16 protein-coding genes are annotated in these 19,602 nt (G+C 39.7%); 9 read left to right on the top strand and 7 right to left on the bottom strand.

The features are described 5' to 3' along the window. The first annotated feature begins 551 nt into the window (after positions 1–551). The 5 genes from AC1RJ8_RS22520 (at position 552) to AC1RJ8_RS22500 (ending at position 6,270) form a co-directional block, all read left to right on the top strand. A complete protein-coding gene (locus tag AC1RJ8_RS22520) occupies positions 552–1,829 on the top strand; it encodes a type IX secretion system plug protein (protein WP_492955770.1) in 1,278 nt (425 codons plus the stop codon). A gap of 168 nt (positions 1,830–1,997) precedes the next feature. Next, on the top strand, positions 1,998–2,963 hold the full coding sequence (locus AC1RJ8_RS22515; RefSeq protein ID WP_492955769.1) for a formylglycine-generating enzyme family protein: 966 nt from the start codon (positions 1,998–2,000) through the stop codon (positions 2,961–2,963). A 34-nt stretch (positions 2,964–2,997) separates the two neighbouring features. Continuing rightward, entirely contained in the window at positions 2,998–4,317 is a 1,320-nt protein-coding gene (locus AC1RJ8_RS22510) for a Gfo/Idh/MocA family oxidoreductase (protein ID WP_492955768.1), read from the top strand. Between the two features lie 10 nt (positions 4,318–4,327). After that, the gene (locus AC1RJ8_RS22505; protein ID WP_492955767.1) at positions 4,328–5,350 is read left to right on the top strand and encodes an FAD:protein FMN transferase; all 1,023 of its coding nucleotides are present in this window, start codon (positions 4,328–4,330) and stop codon (positions 5,348–5,350) included. Beyond that, complete coding sequence (locus AC1RJ8_RS22500; protein ID WP_492955766.1) at positions 5,347–6,270, top strand: hydroxypyruvate isomerase family protein; 924 nt, start codon at positions 5,347–5,349, stop codon at positions 6,268–6,270. The genes AC1RJ8_RS22505 and AC1RJ8_RS22500 overlap by 4 nt, the downstream gene beginning before the upstream one ends. Before the next feature lie 169 nt (positions 6,271–6,439). Here the strand turns inward: AC1RJ8_RS22500 and AC1RJ8_RS22495 are convergent, their stop codons facing one another. Together AC1RJ8_RS22495 and AC1RJ8_RS22490 are read right to left on the bottom strand one after the other, a co-directional pair. After that, complete coding sequence (locus AC1RJ8_RS22495; RefSeq protein WP_492955765.1) at positions 6,440–6,733, bottom strand: GIY-YIG nuclease family protein; 294 nt, start codon at positions 6,731–6,733, stop codon at positions 6,440–6,442. 250 nt (positions 6,734–6,983) lie between these two features. Next, on the bottom strand, positions 6,984–8,471 hold the full coding sequence (locus AC1RJ8_RS22490) for an alpha-amylase (RefSeq protein ID WP_492955764.1): 1,488 nt from the start codon (positions 8,469–8,471) through the stop codon (positions 6,984–6,986). A 1,243-nt stretch (positions 8,472–9,714) separates the two neighbouring features. On the opposite strand from AC1RJ8_RS22490, the gene AC1RJ8_RS22485 reads away from it, so the two are divergent. Both AC1RJ8_RS22485 and AC1RJ8_RS22480 read left to right on the top strand, forming a co-directional pair. Continuing rightward, entirely contained in the window at positions 9,715–10,236 is a 522-nt protein-coding gene (locus tag AC1RJ8_RS22485) for an acyl-CoA thioesterase (RefSeq protein ID WP_029275086.1), read from the top strand. A gap of 70 nt (positions 10,237–10,306) precedes the next feature. Continuing rightward, positions 10,307–11,488 carry a cation:proton antiporter domain-containing protein gene (locus AC1RJ8_RS22480; protein WP_492955763.1) on the top strand — a complete coding sequence of 394 codons (1,182 nt, stop codon included), beginning with the start codon at positions 10,307–10,309 and terminating at the stop codon, positions 11,486–11,488. A 310-nt stretch (positions 11,489–11,798) separates the two neighbouring features. Here AC1RJ8_RS22480 and AC1RJ8_RS22475 read toward each other — a convergent pair whose 3' ends face one another. After that, positions 11,799–12,362, bottom strand: coding sequence for a hypothetical protein (locus tag AC1RJ8_RS22475; protein WP_492955762.1), 564 nt, complete (start codon positions 12,360–12,362; stop codon positions 11,799–11,801). A 324-nt stretch (positions 12,363–12,686) separates the two neighbouring features. Beyond that, on the bottom strand, positions 12,687–13,091 hold the full coding sequence (locus AC1RJ8_RS22470) for an EVE domain-containing protein (RefSeq protein WP_492955761.1): 405 nt from the start codon (positions 13,089–13,091) through the stop codon (positions 12,687–12,689). 698 nt (positions 13,092–13,789) lie between these two features. On the opposite strand from AC1RJ8_RS22470, the gene AC1RJ8_RS22465 reads away from it, so the two are divergent. Then, complete coding sequence (locus AC1RJ8_RS22465) at positions 13,790–14,341, top strand: hypothetical protein (protein WP_492955760.1); 552 nt, start codon at positions 13,790–13,792, stop codon at positions 14,339–14,341. A gap of 482 nt (positions 14,342–14,823) precedes the next feature. Here the strand turns inward: AC1RJ8_RS22465 and AC1RJ8_RS22460 are convergent, their stop codons facing one another. Both AC1RJ8_RS22460 and AC1RJ8_RS22455 read right to left on the bottom strand, forming a co-directional pair. After that, positions 14,824–15,387, bottom strand: coding sequence for a PIN domain-containing protein (locus AC1RJ8_RS22460; protein ID WP_492955759.1), 564 nt, complete (start codon positions 15,385–15,387; stop codon positions 14,824–14,826). Then, positions 15,377–15,784, bottom strand: a complete 408-nt coding sequence (locus AC1RJ8_RS22455; protein ID WP_255497757.1) for a helix-turn-helix domain-containing protein — start codon at positions 15,782–15,784, stop codon at positions 15,377–15,379. Before AC1RJ8_RS22455 ends, AC1RJ8_RS22460 begins: the two co-directional genes overlap by 11 nt. Positions 15,785–16,963: 1,179 nt before the next feature. Here AC1RJ8_RS22455 and AC1RJ8_RS22450 point away from each other — a divergent pair. Beyond that, positions 16,964–17,362: a hypothetical protein gene (locus AC1RJ8_RS22450; protein WP_492955757.1), complete on the top strand. Its 399-nt coding sequence runs from the start codon at positions 16,964–16,966 to the stop codon at positions 17,360–17,362. Positions 17,363–18,844: 1,482 nt separating this feature from the next. Here the strand turns inward: AC1RJ8_RS22450 and AC1RJ8_RS22445 are convergent. Beyond that, positions 18,845–19,534: an ATP-dependent Clp protease proteolytic subunit gene (locus AC1RJ8_RS22445; RefSeq protein ID WP_492955775.1), complete on the bottom strand. Its 690-nt coding sequence runs from the start codon at positions 19,532–19,534 to the stop codon at positions 18,845–18,847. Positions 19,535–19,602: the final 68 nt, after the last annotated feature.

The following is a 19,602-nucleotide window of genomic DNA, read 5'->3' as shown; positions in this document are numbered from 1 at the left end:
AAACGCTTACCAAGCTTTCTTCTTGTAATACTATTTGAAAGAAGAAAAATCAGTTTGATAAACCAAAGGAGATGACGCCCCAAGAGAAATAATGTGCAGCCAGATGGTAACATCTGGCTTTGTTTATGAATTCATTATTTAGTGTCAGATAGTAATAACTGACACCACGGATAAGATCCCGCCTGCGCTGCACCCGATAGCTACCGGGTCCGCTCGAAATGACGGCACGCGGGGAAGCTTCCGTGTCCATCCGTGCTTCCGTGGCAAACATCCAATGTGTAGTCATATGTTACCATCTGGCTTCGTTTATGAATTCATCATTTAGTGTCGGATAGTAATATCTGACACCACAGATATCGTTGCGTCATCTCGACTGAAGCAACGCGGAACGGAGAGATCTGTTTAGTAGATTTAGCTTCGCTGAGCACTTCGTGGTTCTCGACTGCGTTGCTCTCCGCTCGAAATGACGGTAATCTAGTTTTCGGATAGCAATGTCCGACAACACATACAACCCAATTTTGCCACTTCCCAATAAAACTTTACTTTTAACCATGCAGAAAATATTAATTCCGGTTTTATTTTTCATCTCTACCCTGGCTTTCGCACAGAACGACAAAACGTTTATCAACGGGAATAAAATTTACCTTCCAAATATTAAAACTGTACTTTGCTATAACAGCAATAAAGAGCAGAGCCTACCTGTAGTTATGCTCAATTCGTCAGAAACGATAACTTTTTCGTTCGACGATTTACTTGCAGGTACCCAAAACTACTGGTACACCATAGAGCACTGCACTGCAGAATGGGAAACTTCGAAAATTTCCAGTATAGATTATTTAGGAAGTTTCAATGATGACCGCATCATTAATTATCGCTACTCTTCTAATACCGCCCGAAAATACACCCATTACGAAATCAGTTTACCCAATACCCAAATCCAACCAAAAATTGGGGGCAACTACGTATTAAAAGTTTATTTAGATGGCGATAAAAACAAACCTGTTATTTCTCAACGTTTCTACATCCTCGATAGTCAGGTTGCTGTAGCGGCAGAAGTAAACAATTCCATGCAGGTGGAAAACAGGAATTACAAACAAAAAATCAATTTCACCATTAACCATGCATTTCCCATCCCAAACCCCTACCAGGATATAAAAGCAGTAGTGATGCAAAACTTCAATACCAATACTATTCAGGTTAATACCAAACCTTCATTTGTAAGACCAAACCAGTTGGTTTATAACGACCTCAATACGAATGATTTTTGGGGAGACAACGAATTCAGAAAATTTGACACAAGGAGCTTGCGCTACAAGGCTGATAATGTTAAAGATATTTACCGTGACAATCAATCCGTAAACGTGATGCTTTTTCAGGATGCACCCAGAACTGTTGGTGCATTTGCCAACCAGTACGATGAAAACGGAAACTTTTTTATCCGCAATACCGACGGGCGCGACGATAAAACAGAAGCAGAGTACATGAGTGTTTTATTTACACTAAATGCTCCAACCCCCAGCCCGAATGGCGATGCTTATGTTGTTGGCCGGTTTAACAATTATACCATGAGCAATGAAAACAAACTGCTCTATGATGCCAACAGGAAACAGTTTTACGGTAATGTTATACTTAAACAGGGCCTATACGATTATGAATTTGCCTGGTTTAATAAAGACACCAAGGTAATGGAAACCAAACCTTTCGAAGGTGCATTCTTCCAGACCGAAAACAGCTACCAGATCTTTGTTTATTATCGCCGCCCCGGAGCGCGATGGGATACATTGATCGGTTATACCAACCTGAGTAACAAGGTTTCAGACAGACGGTAGTCGCTAGAATTAAGCACTTTAATTAATTGTCAACTTGACTTTTAATATAACAATACTTACCTTTATTGTTACATAAATTTTCTTTGTTTTAAATGTGGTTATTTACTTTAGCGTTTCAGAAAGCAACCAGATAAACACCTAGAAAATAAGTGTATCTAACCAAAAATTATGTTTAAAAAGTTAATTGCCGTAGCATTAATTGCCTATCCCTGTGCACAGATTTCAGCACAAACTTCTAGTGAATCGTACACGCAATCCATTAATGGAACAAAATTAAAATTCGACATGCAGGCTATACCAGCAGGCAGATTTAAGATGGGAAGTAAAACAGGTAAACCCGATGAACAACCCGTTCACGAGGTTAAACTCGATGCTTTCTGGATCGGAAAACACGAAGTAACCTGGGATATTTTCGAACCTTTCCTTTATCGCGATTACGAAAAACAAGCCAGCATAAGTGCTATTCCAGCGGAGGTAGATGCGGTAACCAGACCTACAAAACCTTATCTCGATATGACTTTTGGTATGGGTAAGGAACACCAGCCAGCAGTAGCAATGACGCAATACAATGCCATCCAATTTTGCAAATGGCTTTATGTGCGTACAGGAATTTTCTACCGTTTACCAACAGAAGCTGAATGGGAATATGCCTGTAAAGCAGGTACGGAAACCAATTATTCTTTTGGCAATGATGCAGCCAAACTAGGAGATTATGCCTGGTATAAAGACAATAGCGACAATAAAACCCATCAGGTAGGGCAAAAAAAACCAAATGCATGGGGATTATTTGACATGTACGGAAACGTTAGCGAATGGACTTACGACCAATATATAGCTGATTTCTATAGTCAAAGCAAGGATAAAATTGTAGAAAATCCTGTGGCAGTTCCCGAAAAACTCTACCCAAATGTAGTTCGTGGTGGCTCTTATGATGAAACGCCAAACAACCTGACTTCAACAGCTAGATTGGCATCAGATCCATCTTGGAAACAATTAGATCCACAGATTCCGAAAAGCAATTGGTGGTTCCCCGAAGCGCCATTTGTAGGCATGCGTTTAGTACGACCAGCTAAAACGCCATCAAAAGCCGAAATTGATGCTTATTACAATAAACAACCTATAAAAGACTTTTAACCGACACTATCTAACCAAAATAAAAACTAAACACATGAAAAAACCAATCAACCAACAAGATCGTCGCGATTTTTTAAAAGCGACTGCAATGCTCGCAGGCGGTGCAATGTTAAGCAGTATTCCATTGGCCAGGGCTTATGCTTCGGGCTCTGACACGATTAAAATTGCCTTAATTGGCTGTGGCGACCGTGGTACAGGAGCCGCTTTCCAGGCCTTGAGCACTAAATTCAATATTAAATTGGTCGCTATGGCCGATGCTTTTCAGGATCGCCTGGACAGCAGTTACCAATCATTAAGCGGAAAATTTGCCGCAAAGATGGATGTTCCAAAAGAACGCCAGTTTGTAGGTTTCGATGCTTATTTAAAAGCCATCCCATTAGCTGATGTAGTGCTATTAACCACGCCTCCGGGCTTCCGCCCGATCCATTTCGAAGAAGCGGTTAAACAGAACAAACAGGTTTTTATGGAAAAACCTGTTGCTGTAGATGCACCGGGCATTAGAAAGGTATTGGCCGCAGCCGAAGAAGCCAAAAAGAAAAAATTAAATGTGGTAGTCGGTTTACAGCGCCGTTACCAGACCAACTATCGCGAGTCGATGAAACGCATTAACGATGGTGCCATTGGCGATATCATGTCGGGGCAGGTATACTGGAACAGTGGTGGCGTTTGGGTACGTCCGCGTAAAGCAAACCAAACCGAAATGGAATACCAAATGAGAAACTGGTATTATTTCAACTGGTTATGTGGCGATCATATCGTTGAGCAACATGTACACAATATCGATATTGCCAACTGGATAAAAAACGGACATCCGGTTTCGGTACAGGGAACAGGTAGCCGTGCCTGGAGAACAGGGAAAGATTACGGAGAGATTTACGATAACCACTCCATCGAATTAACTTATGCAGATGGTGCGGTAATTAATAGCCAGTGCCGACATTTCGAGGGTATCAGTAACCGTGTAGATGAATCTTTTCAAGGTACCAAAGGCAAAATTTATCTTTCAGGCAGCAATCAGGCCATTATGAAAGATTATAGTGGCAAAGAACTATATAACCACAATACCAAAGGAAATGCAAATCCTTACCAAACAGAACACGACGAACTGTTCGATGCGGTTTCTAAGGGAGAATATAGATTCAGTAATGTAGACTATGCTGCAACCAGTACATTCTCTGCAATTATCGGTCGTTATGCTACTTACTCTGGTCAAACCATTAAATGGGATGAAGCTTTAGCTTCGAACATCAGTTTAATGCCGGAGCGTTTTGCATGGGATGCGAACCCAAGATTAATGCCTGATGAAAAAGGACTATACCCTATCGCTATGCCTGGACAAGCAAAGGTGATCTAAAACTAAACTGATGCGTTATAGGTTTTTGCTTTTCCTGTTACCACTGATTTTTGCTTTCTCCTTGAAAAAAGAAGTGAAGCAATATAAAATCAATGGTTATGCACAGGGAACCGATTATGCTATAATGTACTATGCTACCGATAGTTTAGCCACTAAGGCAGGCATAGATAGTTTATTAAACGAAATTGATTTATCGATGTCGCTTTACAAAAAGGGATCATTGATAAATCAATTTAATGCTGCCAAAAAGGAAATCAAAACCGACCGATTTATAAATGATGTGCTCAAAAGGAGTTTCGAGATCAATCGGGATACAAAAGGTGTTTTCGATATTACGGTTGCGCCATTAGTACAAGCCTGGGGTTTTGGGCCAAAAGAGGCCAAAAACGAACCCGATCCAGCAGTCATCAAATCGATACTCGCCTGTGTGGGCATGAAAAACCTAACATTAAAGAACGGCTTATTAAGCAAACTAAAGCCTTGTGTGCAGATCGATTTAAACGGAATTGCCCAGGGTTACAGCGTTGATTTAATTGCCGCTTATCTCGAAAAAAAAGGAATTAAACAGTACGTTGCCGAACTGGGGGGCGAAATCCGGATTTCAGGGCCTAAACCCAATGGCGAAACCATGAAGATCGGTATTGAAGGTCCGGATAAAGATGGAACGCCGGTAATCAGGCATATCGCCGCCATCAATTCAGGAGCAATTACCACCTCTGGTAACTACCGGAAATTCCACCAGAACGGAAAGAAAAAGATTTCACACCTGATCGATCCCAAAACAGGTTATCCGTTAGATAATGAGATGATCAGCGTAACAGTATATGCTAATGATGCCATTACAGCCGATGGCTACGACAATGCCTTAATGGCGATGCACCTTAAAGACGCCATTGCCTTTGTGGAAAGCAGAAAAAACCTCGAAGCTTATTTTGTATACCATCAAAAAGATGGCAAAGTGGCTGATACCTTAACTACGGGGTTTAAAAAATTAATTACACAAAATACCTATCGTTTAAAAACAAACCGATGAAAAGAAGTGAATTTATAAGAAACAGCTTATTCACTGCCGGTGCAATTGCTACTGGGGCAGGAATCAACAATACTTTTGCGGCTGAAAAGTCGAATGCATTAAGTGATAAGGTTTTTAACATGGATTATGCCCCACACCAGGGCATGTTCGAAAACCATGCGGGCAAGAGTTTTTTAGATCAGATCCAATTTATGTACGATAAAGGTTTCCGTGCTATCGAAGATAACGGCTACCTAAACCGATCAGTAGAAGAACAGGAAAAAATTGGGAACCTGCTGGCAAAACTGGGTATGCGCATGGGCGTTTTTGTGGTAGATGGTGGCGATAACTGGAAAACCTCTTTAACCACTGGCAAAAAGGAATTTAAAGACAAATTTGTAGAAACCTGCAAAAAATCGGTTGAAGCCGCAAAACGTTGCAATGCAAAATGGCTTACCGTAGTTCCTGGGTTTTATGAACGCAACCTGCCTTATGGCAATCAATTTGCCAATGTAATTGATGCCATGCGTGCCGGAGCCGAAATTTTCGAACCCCACGGTTTAATTATGGTTTTGGAAACCCTGAGCGATACCCCGGAGCTTTTCCTTCAAAAAACAAACGAAACCTATGCCGTTTGCAAAGCAGTTAAAAGTCCTTCGTGTAAAATCCTATACGATATTTACCACATGCAACGTACGGAAGGCGACTTAATTAAAACCATCGACCGTTGCTGGGATGAAATTGCCTACATCCAGATTGGTGATAATCCAGGCCGAAAAGAACCTACAACAGGCGAAATCAATTATAAAAATCTATTCAAACACTTGCATAAAAAAGGTTATAAAGGGGTAATGGGCATGGAGCACGGCAATTCGAAAGGTGGAAAAGAGGGCGAATTGGCTGTTATTTCGGCTTACAGGGCTGAAGATAATTTTTTGTAGGTATACATTAGAAGGATCGTCATCCCCAACTTGATTGGGGATCTTAAAGCATTAAGCTGGGTTTGCAAGCTGTATTAGGATTCCCGTCTGCAGGGGAATCGTAATGCATCACGCCAGGCTCTAGGATTCCCATCTTTAAAAGATAACAAAATGTGTTAACGTTAAAAAGTCACAAATCCTCATTAAACAAATCCAGCCATTGAGGATTATTATCGCTGATCAACTTAATTTTCCAATCCCTATTCCATTTCTTTAATTTCTTCTCTTCAGCAATTGCCTCCTCAATGCCAGGATAAAACATAAAATATACCAGCTTTAAACAATTGTATTTGGCAGTAAAGGAAGTTGGATATCTTTTGCATTTATGATCAATTACTCTTGAGTGTAAGTCAGAGGTAACACCGATGTAATAAACCGTGTTAAAGGCATTTGTCATAATGTAAACACAACCACCGCGTTCCATATCTTAAAAATACATTATTTCTCGTAATAAAGGTCAGCGGAGTTCGTAAGTCGCATTAAGATTCCCGTCTGCACGGGAATGACGCGTGGATAGATATTGAGCCTGGGCATGGAATTGACAGTACCGTTCCGTGGTCTGTGTCCCCACAGAACACAATATCAACGTTTATCCAAGGGTTGGTAGTGATCTCCAATAATAACCATAAATGGTCTGTGAGGACACAGACCATGGCGTTGACGGATTGCAATACCTACCCCACCTTCAACACCCACACTGAAACACTTCCTGCGTTGCAGTGAAACTCCGCCCAACCATTTTCATCAATGGTTACTTCCTGCTGGCGATACCCTAATGCATCAACAAAGGTTTTTCCGGCAAAGTGTTTACCAATTTCCATTTCTTTAAAGCCTTCTTCCCCTGTGCTTAACAATACCGCCAAACCACTATTTTCATGTTCCTCATCACCGGCGCGGGTCCATCCTACGCAAATGCCATGGTCAAAATAATCGCGTTGTTCACCGTAAGCAAAGGCTGTACGGATTTTACTCATGGTTTCTACTGCAGGAATTGCGACCAGCTCCACATGCACCTCATCGCCTTCTTTGTCTTTATCATCATAAATCCCTCCATACAGATCAGGAAAGAACAAACACGGAATCCCTTGTACACGCAATAGGATAATGGCATAAGCCAAAGGTCTGAACCAAAAATCGACATAAGATTCTAGCGCCTGCAAAGGTTGCGAATCATGATTATCAACAAATGTTACGGCCAGATCAGGCTTTACCTGAACCAGGGTTCCATCAAAAATGGTCCGCATATCAAATTCCTCGTCCTTACTCGCCAGGAAAAAGTTATGGTGCAAAAGCGAATCAAATATTTGTGTCCGCCCACCTGTAATCTCAATGTATTTCAATTGTCCTTCTCTATCTACCACATTCCAATCTTCGGCAACGATAAAAAATTCGCGGTTAAATTTTTGGTTCAGGTGATCGATCCACTCTACAATAAAATCCGGATTGATGTGTTTAACTGCATCTAACCGAAAACCATCTACTTTGGTGGTTTCCACTATCCATTCGCCCCAGTATTTTAATTCTTCAATTACGGCCCTGTTGCGGTAATCGATATCGTTAAACATCAGATAGTCGTAATTTCCAAATTCTGTAGAAGGAACCTCTTCAAAACCTTCTCCCAAATAGTTCTGAATCGAATAAATAGCTGTTTCCTGGAGGTCTTCTGCCCAATCTACTCCACTAAAGCATTCATGGTTCCATATAAATTCAGAATATTTTCCCTGCCGCCCCGGGAAAGTAAATTTCGTCCATGCTTCTATTTCGAAAACATCGCTGGTAAATTCGGTTCTATCTTCTGGATTTACAGTTCTAACGGCTATTTTTTCGAGTTCATCGCCCCCGGCTTTGTGATTAAAAACCGCATCGGCCAAGACTCCAATTTCATTGTCGTGCAGTTCTTCAATAGCTTTGATGTACTCATCTTTAGAGCCATGCTTGGTATTCACACTCCCCTTCTGATCGAACTCGCCCAAATCGAAAAGGTCGTAAACGGCATAACCAACATCATAAGCCGCATTATTTGATTTATAGGCTGGCGGCAACCAAACAGCAGTTACTCCAATTTCTTTTAAATGACTTGCTTCGGCAGCTACTTTAGTCCACAAATTTTGTTCTTCGTTATAATACCAATGGAAAAATTGGATCAGGGTCTGGTTTTGCATTAATTCGATTTTTTGTATGATAACATGATAGCTGATGAATTTGTTTTTGAATTACAAGAACAATGTTTTCGTCATTGCGAACTGAAGAATGGGCCTTGCGTTGGAGTGAAGCAATCTTTTTAATTATAAATTACAGAACAGCTTGCTCATCCCCCGCTAGTTGAGCAGATCACAGCAGAAAACAAAATAATTAATATATAATTTTCACGCTCTATGCCGCGGAGGCATTGTACTTTGACGCGCCAAAGTACCCAAAGCGCTTTGTCAATCCAGCAAGGTGGCTCCGCAGAGCCCATTCACATCAAAAAACAGCGGCGCTTCGTTTAATCAGTTTTTGTTTACGTTTTCTATGGGCTGATTGAGCCCTCCTGGGGTTTGTGTTCAAATTTCCAACGAAGTTAAATTATCGTTTATGAACACAAAACCACTGCGTTAAGGCTTGGTAGTGCTGTGTTTTCTTTTGTACACCTGTTTTTTGATTTCCCCACCACTTGGGATTGACGGCGTTCTTCGCTACAGCCTGTGGTTTTTTAAGGCAACCATAGCATAGTGCCTATAACTAATCTCCAATACAAATCGAAAAGGTAAAGTACTATACAGATTAGTAAGGAAAATATTATTCCAATCTGCGAAAATCCATTTGATCTGCGGGAACAATCTTACTGATGCTTTTCCCCTTATTTCGCCGATACCCGCAGGAACCACGTACCTATGTCTTTCCCGCTGATTTCGCAAATCACCGCAGAAAAAAATCCTTCCAATCCGCCAGGATCTAAGGAATCGCTTTTAACACATAACGCCCGTGCAAAAATTAATTAGTCACCGAAACACAGAAATCAAAGAGGAGATTAAAGTTTTTCCGTGTTTTTCGTGCTTCCGTGGCAAACATAATGCTTAGCTATGCGCAAAAAGAGGATCTTTCCCGCTGCTTTCACAGAAAACAAAATAATAAATCTGCGAAAATCCGTTTGATCTGCGGGAACAATCTTACTGATTCTTACTGATGCTTTTCCCCTGATTTCGCCGATACCCGCAGGAACCACGTTGCCTATGTCTTTCCCGCTGATTTCGCAGATCACCGCAGAAACAACTTAAATCTGCGAAAATCCATTTAATCTGCGGGAACAATCTTGCCTATGTCTTTCCCGCTAATTACGCAGATCGCCGCAGAAACAACTTCTAAATCCGCCAGCATCTATTTGCAATACCATTTTACCCACATTTTACTTACTTTTGCCATCAAATGAGTTTAAAAAAGAAATTTGCCAGAGAAAGTTTTACCATCATGAACGAATTGGTATTACCAAACGATACCAATACCTTAAACAACTTAATGGGTGGGCGCTTGCTCCATTGGATGGATATTGCAGCGGCAATTTCGGCTCAAAAACACTGTAACCGTATTGTAGTAACGGCTTCGGTTGATAATGTTTCTTTTAAACAACCCATTAAATTAGGTGATGTGATTACCATTGAAGCCAAAGTGACCAGGGCTTTTAATACTTCAGTAGAAGTTCGTTTGGATGTTTGGGCAGAGAATATTCCAAGTGGTGCACGCCAAAAAAGTAATGAGGCTTATTATACCTTTGTTGCAGTAGATCAGAGTGCCCGTACCATCCCTGTGCCAGAACTAATACCAGAAACACCCGAAGAAATTGATCTATTTGATGGTGCACTACGCCGCAGGCAATTGCGTTTGGTGTTAGGTGGAAAAATGAACCCTGATGATGCCAGCGAACTGAAAGCTCTTTTCTTTAAAGCATAATTTTTACATTAAATTTCTTTCTGCTTAGCATGATTGTTTTATTTTAGCGGTTTACCCCACGCTGAAAAATATGACAACCTATACCATTCTTATTATTTTAAGCGGATTAGTTATTTTCTCTTATCTGTTTGATTTAGTGGCCAGTAAAACCAAAGTACCATCGGTTTTGTTGTTACTCCTTCTAGGTATTGGTTTACGTTTGCTGGTCGATAACCTGAAGATACAAACCTTCAATTTCCTCTCTATCCTACCAACACTGGGTACTGTAGGCTTAATTTTGATTGTTTTTGAGGGCTCACTCGAACTTAAATACGACCGGCATAAAAACAAGGTTATTCGCAGTGCTTTTTTCTCTGCCCTAAGCATTTTAATTGGAACCATTATAGTAATCACAGGCATTATTTACCAGATCACGCATCACGATTTATATACCTGTATTGCAAATGCCATTCCCTTTAGCGTAATCAGCTCGGCTATTGCCATCCCTTCGGCAGCGGCATTAAACAATACCGATAAAGAATTTGTAATTTATGAATCTTCTTTCTCTGATATTTTAGGAATTATCATCTTCAATTTTGCCATTACCAACCATTCGATCAATACATCTGCTTTTATTGGTTTGGGTTTAAGTACTTTCCTCATCCTTTTACTATCGGCCATTGCCTGTGTGGTGCTGTTATACGTAATGGGCCGATTGGTTCACCACATTAAATTCTTCTTAATTATAGCCATACTGATTCTGGTTTATGCCATTGGTCAGTCTTACCACCTATCCTCTCTGGTGTTGATTTTGAGCACAGGCCTGTTTCTGAATAATGCCGATACGATTGAGAATGCCTGGTTTAGAAGTATCTTTTTATACAAAAATTTAACTGCCGATTTATCCCAGCTCTATCAGTTATCGGCCGAGAGCGCTTTTATTCTGCGTACTTTTTTCTTCGTTATTTTTGGTTTTACGATGAATATCGGTGACTTAAATAACAAAATTGTACTGGCCAATGGCCTTTTCATTTTGATATCGATTTACATCATCAGAGTGGTATTTCTCAAAATATTCAAAAAAGAAAACCTGAGTCCGATTTTATACATCGCCCCCCGTGGTTTGATCAGCATTTTGCTTTATTTCAACCTGCCAGCTTCCTTAAAAATACCTGAAGTGGGCACGCCGTTTTTGTTCCTGGTTGTACTGGGATCGAGTATTGTAATGACGCTGGGGATAACCTTAAGCAAGAGAAATAGTGTGGTTCAGTAGTCATCGGTTCAGTAGTTCATTGGTCATTGGTTCATTGGTTCATTGGATTGATCGTATAGACTCTAGTAGAATGATCGTCATCTCGACTGTAGTGCAGTCCCGAACTTTCGGGAGAGAGATCTATCTGGACAGATATGTCGTCATTTGTTTAAACCGGTTAGTAGTCCATTGGTCATTGGTTCATTAGGTTAAACCGTATAAATTCCAATAGAATGATTGTCATCTCGACTGTAGCGCAGCGAAATGGAGAGATCTATCTAGACAGATTAGCTTCATTCTACGCCAAACTCCCAACGCTACCCGCAACACGCTAAGGCTTAAACGTAGCTGAAATGCTTTTTAGCTGGTGCAGCTCGGCGAGCACATTTGGATTGGCCTGATAGTAAATGGAATAATAACTGAGTTCGTTTAACTTATTTTTATCTATTTTATTAAAGTTAAAACGTGCCAGATTCGGATTAATAGCATGGATAGGCATTGCAATAGCATTTGCAAGTGTTGTAAAAACCACAGAGTATGCAGTTGCTGCCGCATCTTCCTTCAGACCCGGCTCTTCCTTACCCCATTTATCAACCATTTTACCAGCTGTATTCATTTTATATTCTTCTGCCCGATCTTCACCTATTTTTATAAAACTCATTCCTTTATAGCCCTTTTTAATCGTTCTGATCTGTACAATTTTAATTTCATTAATCGGAACCTCAATAAATTCGCCGTCATGATTCAGGATCGCATTTACTGAATCTATTTTGTATAAAATCCCTTTGTATTTACCATTTTGGGTTTTTAGAATGGCGATGTAAGGTTTTATACCCTGAGCATTTGCCAAAGTAAAGGAAAGAAAAAAGAGGAGCGTAAAACAGATGGTTTTCATATCAAGGCGTTAAGATTTATCAATATTTTATCAATATAATAAAATTTGAAGAATTTTCAGGTTTCTGAGTTAACTTGCGCCAAAATCCCTTAATGGAGATCTAAATAATTTTGCGAACCTTTACCTTATAATCAATAAATCCTGCGATCTGCTTTCGTTTACGACCCTGCAGGTCATCAGCATAATCAGCATTCCAACGATTTATACTCCGCCTTAAGCGTGTTAATCTATTAAATTGTTAACTGAAAACTGCCAACTGAAAACCGTCAACTGCTAACTAAAAACTGCCAACTGTTAACTGCCAACTGTTAACTGAAAACTGATTTAGCTTCCCATTTCCAAAATCTTATCAAATTCAGCAGCTTTAAGCGGCATTACCGATAAACGGCCCTGACGCACCAATGAAATATCAACCAAACTCGGTTCAGCCTTGATCTGCTCCAATGAAACCGGATTTTTCAGGCTTTCTACAGGCGATAAATCGACCACTACCCAGTTGGCATCATCAGTAGTTGGATCCTGGTAAAACTCCCTCACCACTTTGGCAATACCCACTACATTTTTACCCTCATTACTATGATAAAAAAGCACCAAATCTCCTTCTTGCATGGCTTTTAGGTTATTCCGGGCCTGATAATTACGAACACCATCCCAAAAGGTACGGCCATCCTGATTAAATTTTTCCCAACTGTATTTAAAAGGCTCTGATTTTACTAACCAATGATTCATTTTGTTCTTTATTTAAAGCTCAAAACTAACAAAACAGAACGGAATAGGAAATAGGTTAGGAAGAATGGAGGAAATATAAGGAGATTAAGCGCTTCGCTTTATCCTGGATAAATCTAGTCAGGCTCCTATTAATACCATATATTTGCCTTACATCTAAATCATCGACATAGTGATTCTAAAACACTTCATTCTCACAATAGTTGGATTCTTCTTTTTCAATAGTGTAAAAGCACAAACCTCTGACTGTCTAAAATTCAAACAGGGAAAGTTTAAGATGATATATAAGGGGAAGTTATTAATAATAAAACGTGACGCAACTCATCAATATGAATATTATGATGGTTCAACCGTTCCCAATTCTTATAGTATTGAATGGATTAGCAATTGTTCATATACCTTAAAGCCTGATGCAAATAACTTTAAGAGATTTCCTAACACCCCTAAAAATGCACTTATTACAGTTAATATAATTAGTTACAATGGTAACGTCTACAAGATAAGCGCAACATCAAATTTTAGCTCTCTGATACTAAAAAGTGAGATTACTAAAATCAACTAAGGTTTTGTCTTATCTATTTCAAACTATAATATTGCATCATTATTAAGAACTTTACTGCAATGAGCCTCGTTCGGTACGCAAATCACTTATTGCAAGTTTCTGCGGAATGCAATATACTCGCAATACTAAAAAGAACCATATGCGCTCATCTAAATTTTTCTTTACAACAGTCTTTACTTTAACAACAATAGTGGCTTTCAGCCAATCTCCTAAACGAGCTCTCAAGAAACTCGGTGCCGAGCCAGTTTACTTTATGGATAGCGTTAATGTTGATAAAAGTGAGTTGATGAAGTATGACCCGAGCAGTATAGCAATTGTTACGGTTTTAAAAGGCAAAGAGGCAATAGATATAATTGGTGAGGATGGCAAGGACGGAGTTGTATATATAGAAACAATTTCATTCGCCAAATCAAGATATTGGAGATACTTTCGCAGCAAATCAGCTGAGTATAGTGCATTAGTACCTGTCGCTGGTCAAGATACGACTGTTCAGTATATATTAAACGGTAAAATTCTGGATAAGAACTTTGAGGGAAATTTAGCTGTAATTGATGATAAAGTCTTTAAAGAAATCAAAGTCTTAACCAAAGAAGATCTTCAGAAGCAATACGGTATACAGAACAAAGAGGTAGGCGTTTCCATCAAATCCGAGGCACCAAAGGATCTCCATAACGGGAAGAAGAAGTTTTAAATATCAGTTTACGTTACTAGCCCCATTACTAGCGCAATCCTTAGTGTTTAGGCCAACGAGTAGATGACTTGTGCTTTTGATGAGATGGTGTTTTATAAATTTAATAAGTATAAGTATATCCCAAACTATCCTCTTGACAGTAAGCTAACCTTTTAACCTCAAATGTAAATCATTATATTAGCAATTATGTCCTTACATATCTGTCCTAAATGCGGCACTACAAGCTTTACATGGGCTATTGAAGATGAGCCGTATATTAAAACTAACTGGGGTTGCTACACCTGTAATTATTTGGCTTTGGAAGATGAAGGGCTAATGCATATTTGTAACGTGTGCAGGCAAAAATCAGAATCATTATTAAGAGATACGAATAGAGAATACTGGTGGTGCTTTACTTGTAATAAAGAGTATGAACACTAATATCCTGCAACACCTCAACTATCGACTGCAACGCTTTAATTAATAAGGATGTTACTAGGATTTTACAATAGCGCATGCAAATAATTTGCAGTATCGATAAGCCCATTCCTACGTAGGCTTTCCAGCACTTGATATTCATCCATTGCGGGATTCTTCCGGTTCAGCACCATCTCGCGGAAAGCCTTAATTGCCTGCTCCTGATTCAGATCGATAATATCGGTGAGAAAATCATCGGCACTTTTGGCCTTCAGGCCGAAAGTGTCCAGATATTCCTCTGGAAAATCCTTGAGGTTATTGGTAACAATCACATTTGCGTTCGTTTTAATTGCAGCCGCAAGCACATGACGGTCATCCTCATCCGGTAGTTGAAGCTGCGAAATAAGACCTTCATAATTACCCACCAAAGCATCTGGAAAAGCCTGGTTTGCCTTTTGCACCCGCTTTTCAGCTTCCCTTTCTTCCACGCCATGCCTGAGCATCACTTCTTTCCACTCACAGAAAATATTAGTACCCCACTTGGGCGTATAAAGATCATAATGGGCAAACCAAAAAAGCAGGTCCCTGATCACAACTGGATAGATGACATTGGTATCCAGTACTGCCTTAAACCTTACACTATGAATCATACAATCCGAGTTCCTCGTCAGCGCTCATGATGTCGATAATATTGTTCTTCTGCTGCACTTTCATCTTTTCTCTGTAAGCCACAACATCCTCGAATTTTATCCTGCGGTGTTTGCCCACTTTGATAAACTCAATAGCCCCCTCTTCCAGTAATTTTACTAAATATGGTCTTGAACATCCCAATATTTCGGCTGCTTTCTGGGTAGTTACCTCTGTTGCCATTGGAACTATAGAAACAGGCTTGCCTTCACCCATAGCCTTTAAAATATCGCCAAGAAATACCAAAGCCCTGGCAGGTATCTTAATGCGTTCGCCCGTCTCCTCGATCTCAATTTCAGTCTGTTCAGAATGGATATTGGAGAGTATCGATGATAAAGCTGGTAAAGATTCTATGGCCATCTTCTGCTCTGTTTTGGAAGGACGGCGTGTTTGATCGGTTGAAATCATGCTGCAATTTTCTACGAAGTTAAACAAAAAACACAAACGAAATAAACGAAATAAATAAAATAAACAAAAACATAACAAACCAAATAGACCAATAGTTTGAAAAAGGAAATATATCATAACAGTACGAATAAAAAACCGTAAAAAGTTAAGGATACATAAACACGGAAATATGAAATTAAATAATAGTAAAGAACAAGCTCATGGTGGTACAATGACTAACTGACGATCGACGACAAAGTCTGAACTGCCAACTGCGAAGTCTGAACTATCGACTGCAACGTCTGAACTACCGTCTGCAACCTCTGAACTACCGACTACAAGGTCTGAACTATTGACTGCAACCATTACCAGCGCAAGTCTTAGTGTATAGGCTAGCGCGCTGGATGACTTGTGCTTTGATGAGTGATTTAATTGAAAGTCTTTTTAACACAAGTCAAGCTAAGGCTTAAGGCTATGAGCGCTAAGACTCGCGCTAGATGTGGAAATAGACCTTAGCGGCTGCAAGTTCCCCACGGAGGGCGACTTTATCATGGTAAAGAACGTGTCGAAGCTATTCCCAAGCTGAGGGAATTTATACTAAAAAACTGGGAAGGTGCTGAGCTGGAACAGGGACTTTCGTTAATAGATAACCTCTATTTTGGCAAAAAAATACGGCATTACGACTGATGTCATTTCCACTTTGCACAGCGAATATCTTGGCAAAGGTTTCCAGGAAAAATTAGACGGTTTAATAAGGGAATATAATGCTATCTACATTTAATAGAGACCCTGACCACAGCACCAGGAACACATACTCTTAAAAAATATAGAAGGATTTTATCATACCTTGGCCTAAGTTGTATCTAGAAAGGAAACTATGGTCCGCTATTTAGATTTGGATAATTCTGCTGCCAGCAAAGGCATTCCCTTTTTGACCCAGTCTTTCTTTAGGGCATTTCGGATACAGTTACCCAACAAAGGGCTTCTCCATAATGCACAGTGCCAATTGTTGTAGATAAACGGTACTTTAGTTGAAAATTATTTTGATGTTATCAGAGGTTCAAAGGCAATCATTTAGTAGCATATAAGGAAATTTTCAAGTCTCCGGCCGCAAAATGAAACCGATCTTTAAAAAATATGGGGATAGAATAAATGGAAGTACTACCAATTTTCACAGCAGAAAAGTCTTTTATTGACCTCTTTAGGGAATTTCTATTGGGGTATAACGAAACTGAACTCGATGATGAAGATGATGACACACTTTTCTTCAATAAGAAGGGAAAGGGATTTCATGAGATTTATTTTCACAACTATTTTGATGATACCAGACACGAGCTTTCGTACAATTATAGCGAGTCAGAAAAGTCAATAATCGAAAAATTCTTTGAAGGGAAGGAAATAAGGTCTTTTTCTATCCAATATAAAGATCTGGAATTCCTAGATATGGTTTTTCGCGACCTTAAATTTTTATTAAAGGAAAAGAAGAACGTGCTGCAATTTACACTCCTAGTCCATCCACTTAAGGGTGTCGCTAAGTTTTCCGATTTTTAATAAATAATTGTTTCATTGTAAGTTTCGCAAAAACTGGTTCTTAGTCGCTTTCTGCGAATAATTAGACATTCATTAATTAAAAAGTTTAGGCTAGATCATTTGGCTCTATGGTTTTTAAATCATGAGTTAGGTGATCGAGGTTATAAAAAAGGTATTATATAAAATCAATTATTTGTGATACTAAAATTACGGCATTAGGTTCTTGAAATTGTTTTTTAGTAAAATTTAAGAGGCTGACTAATGGCTGAGTTTATTATAACAAATCCATTAGGGATAAAGTTAAAACCGATTGCAAGCGAATAGTTTTTAATGCAATATTCTCCCCAATTGATAGGATAAAAATAAATTCTATTCCGAATCGTTCTTCCTAAATTTTATAAACTGGAGGATTTAGAATAACACAAATCCCATTACCAGCGCAAGTCTTAGTGTCTAGGCTAGCGCGCTGGATGACTTGTGCTTTGATGAGTGATTTAATTGAAAGTCTTTTTAACACAAGTCAGGCCAAGGCTTAAGGCTATGAGCGCTAAGACTCGCGCTAGAATGAGAATATTTAACCTCCTAAAATTAGATTGATCAATAAAACCTGATTTCAAAGATCTCTCCGTTTCGCTGCTGCCCGAAAAAGGCACGCGCTCCAGTCGAGAAGACGATTTCACTCGAAGAATCGTCCTCCTGAACTTGATTCAGGATCTTAGCTTAACGAATTGTGTACGGTAAATGCACAAGTCATCACCCCAAGCCCTTGCGCCATTAAGGCTTGTGCTGTCAATACATTAATCTCATTAAAAATGTTAACGAGTTAGATGCGGTATATACACAAGCCGTTCATCACGCTGCCTTGTACACGAACACTTCCGACACTAAAGAGGTTAACAATTAGGAGGTGATATCTACAGATTTACTTCGGGTTTTGTTCGGGTACAATTGTAACAACCCTGTCAGAAGTCCGAACCAACTCCGAACCAACCCCGTCTCAACCCTCTATTAGAGACAACGATTTTACCTTTTTCTCTCCGCATTTACACTAAAAGTAATTCGATACAATGTTAGGCCTGAACAAGAAGCAAAAAATTGAAACAATTGAATTTGCACTTAAACGAAAAGACGGAAAAATATGAGAAGACATTGCACTCGGCACAAACGAACTGACCGAAGATGAAAAGAATTCATTAAAAATAAGGGTTCATTTGGTACACCGGTCGACATTATAAATGAAAGATGAACTTAAAACTGCCTTTTCTTGTATTTGGCGATATTGGATCTGAAGTACTTATTCATCTATCGGTTGGTCTCCCACCGGCCGAAACCTAATTGGCATCATTACTAGCGCAAGTCTTACTATCTGCGCTGGTAGATTGCATGACCTGCATTTAAACAGAGATTAATTGATCGTTTAAACACAAGTTAGGCCTTTGCTTTTGGCCTAAGCTCCAAGACTTGTGTAAGATATTTTAATAACTCATTTTAAATCAAAAACCCCTATTCCCCACGCGTTAACACCTCATCTATCATTCCAAATTCCTTTGCTTCGATGGCGGTCATCCAATAATCGCGACTGGCAATTTCATTTATCCGCTCATAACTTTGGCCACTATGTTTCGCCAAAATATGGTACAGATCCGACTGGACTTTCAACACCTCCCTGATCCTGATATCCATATCAATGGCGGTTCCCTCTGTCCCACCCGAGGTTTGATGAATCATGACCCTCGAGTGCTGCAGGGCCGAACGTTTACCGGCAGCTCCCGCGCACAACAATACCGAACCCATAGAAAGTGCAATGCCCGTACAAATGGTGGCTACATCTGGCGCGATATACTGCATGGTATCATAAATGCCAAAGCCTGCATACACCGATCCACCGGGCGAATTGATATACAATTGGATGTCGCTTTTGGTATCAACCGACTGCAAAAAAAGCAATTGTGCCTGTATTACATTTGCATTCCGTTCATCAACGGCTTCCCCTAAAAAAATAATCCTGTCCATCATCAACCGGGAGAAAACATCCATTTGTGCCACATTCAGCTGGCGTTCTTCCGTAATATAGGGTGTCATGGCAACAGGCATGGTATAAGCAGCTGTTCTGCCCATATACTGATCTACATAAAGGCCATTTAAGCGTTGGTGTTTTACCGCATAAAGGCGGAATTCTTTGTTTATATCCATCATATTGATTTTAAATTTTTGGCATAACAATGCCCCTGCCCCGATAACGGAGCATGATTGATAAATTA

This window comes from Pedobacter sp. GW822-FHT03F06 (assembly GCF_058801365.1).
Note: the sequence above shows the minus strand (reverse complement) of the source record. Positions and strands in the feature narration are given on the sequence as shown.

What these genes read in the sequence shown, in the direction of transcription:
- AC1RJ8_RS22460 (WP_492955759.1), bottom strand. Translation starts at nt 15,387, where the DNA reads ATGATTCATAGTGTAAGGTTTAAGGCAGTACTGGATACCAATGTCATC.
- AC1RJ8_RS22465 (WP_492955760.1), top strand. Translation starts at nt 13,790, where the DNA reads ATGCGCTCATCTAAATTTTTCTTTACAACAGTCTTTACTTTAACAACA.
- AC1RJ8_RS22510 (WP_492955768.1), top strand. Translation starts at nt 2,998, where the DNA reads ATGAAAAAACCAATCAACCAACAAGATCGTCGCGATTTTTTAAAAGCG.
- AC1RJ8_RS22470 (WP_492955761.1), bottom strand. Translation starts at nt 13,091, where the DNA reads ATGAATCATTGGTTAGTAAAATCAGAGCCTTTTAAATACAGTTGGGAA.
- AC1RJ8_RS22450 (WP_492955757.1), top strand. Translation starts at nt 16,964, where the DNA reads ATGGAAGTACTACCAATTTTCACAGCAGAAAAGTCTTTTATTGACCTC.
- AC1RJ8_RS22455 (WP_255497757.1), bottom strand. Translation starts at nt 15,784, where the DNA reads ATGGCCATAGAATCTTTACCAGCTTTATCATCGATACTCTCCAATATC.
- AC1RJ8_RS22445 (WP_492955775.1), bottom strand. Translation starts at nt 19,534, where the DNA reads ATGGATATAAACAAAGAATTCCGCCTTTATGCGGTAAAACACCAACGC.
- AC1RJ8_RS22485 (WP_029275086.1), top strand. Translation starts at nt 9,715, where the DNA reads ATGAGTTTAAAAAAGAAATTTGCCAGAGAAAGTTTTACCATCATGAAC.
- AC1RJ8_RS22505 (WP_492955767.1), top strand. Translation starts at nt 4,328, where the DNA reads ATGCGTTATAGGTTTTTGCTTTTCCTGTTACCACTGATTTTTGCTTTC.
- AC1RJ8_RS22520 (WP_492955770.1), top strand. Translation starts at nt 552, where the DNA reads ATGCAGAAAATATTAATTCCGGTTTTATTTTTCATCTCTACCCTGGCT.
- AC1RJ8_RS22475 (WP_492955762.1), bottom strand. Translation starts at nt 12,362, where the DNA reads ATGAAAACCATCTGTTTTACGCTCCTCTTTTTTCTTTCCTTTACTTTG.
- AC1RJ8_RS22495 (WP_492955765.1), bottom strand. Translation starts at nt 6,733, where the DNA reads ATGGAACGCGGTGGTTGTGTTTACATTATGACAAATGCCTTTAACACG.
- AC1RJ8_RS22500 (WP_492955766.1), top strand. Translation starts at nt 5,347, where the DNA reads ATGAAAAGAAGTGAATTTATAAGAAACAGCTTATTCACTGCCGGTGCA.
- AC1RJ8_RS22490 (WP_492955764.1), bottom strand. Translation starts at nt 8,471, where the DNA reads ATGCAAAACCAGACCCTGATCCAATTTTTCCATTGGTATTATAACGAA.
- AC1RJ8_RS22480 (WP_492955763.1), top strand. Translation starts at nt 10,307, where the DNA reads ATGACAACCTATACCATTCTTATTATTTTAAGCGGATTAGTTATTTTC.
- AC1RJ8_RS22515 (WP_492955769.1), top strand. Translation starts at nt 1,998, where the DNA reads ATGTTTAAAAAGTTAATTGCCGTAGCATTAATTGCCTATCCCTGTGCA.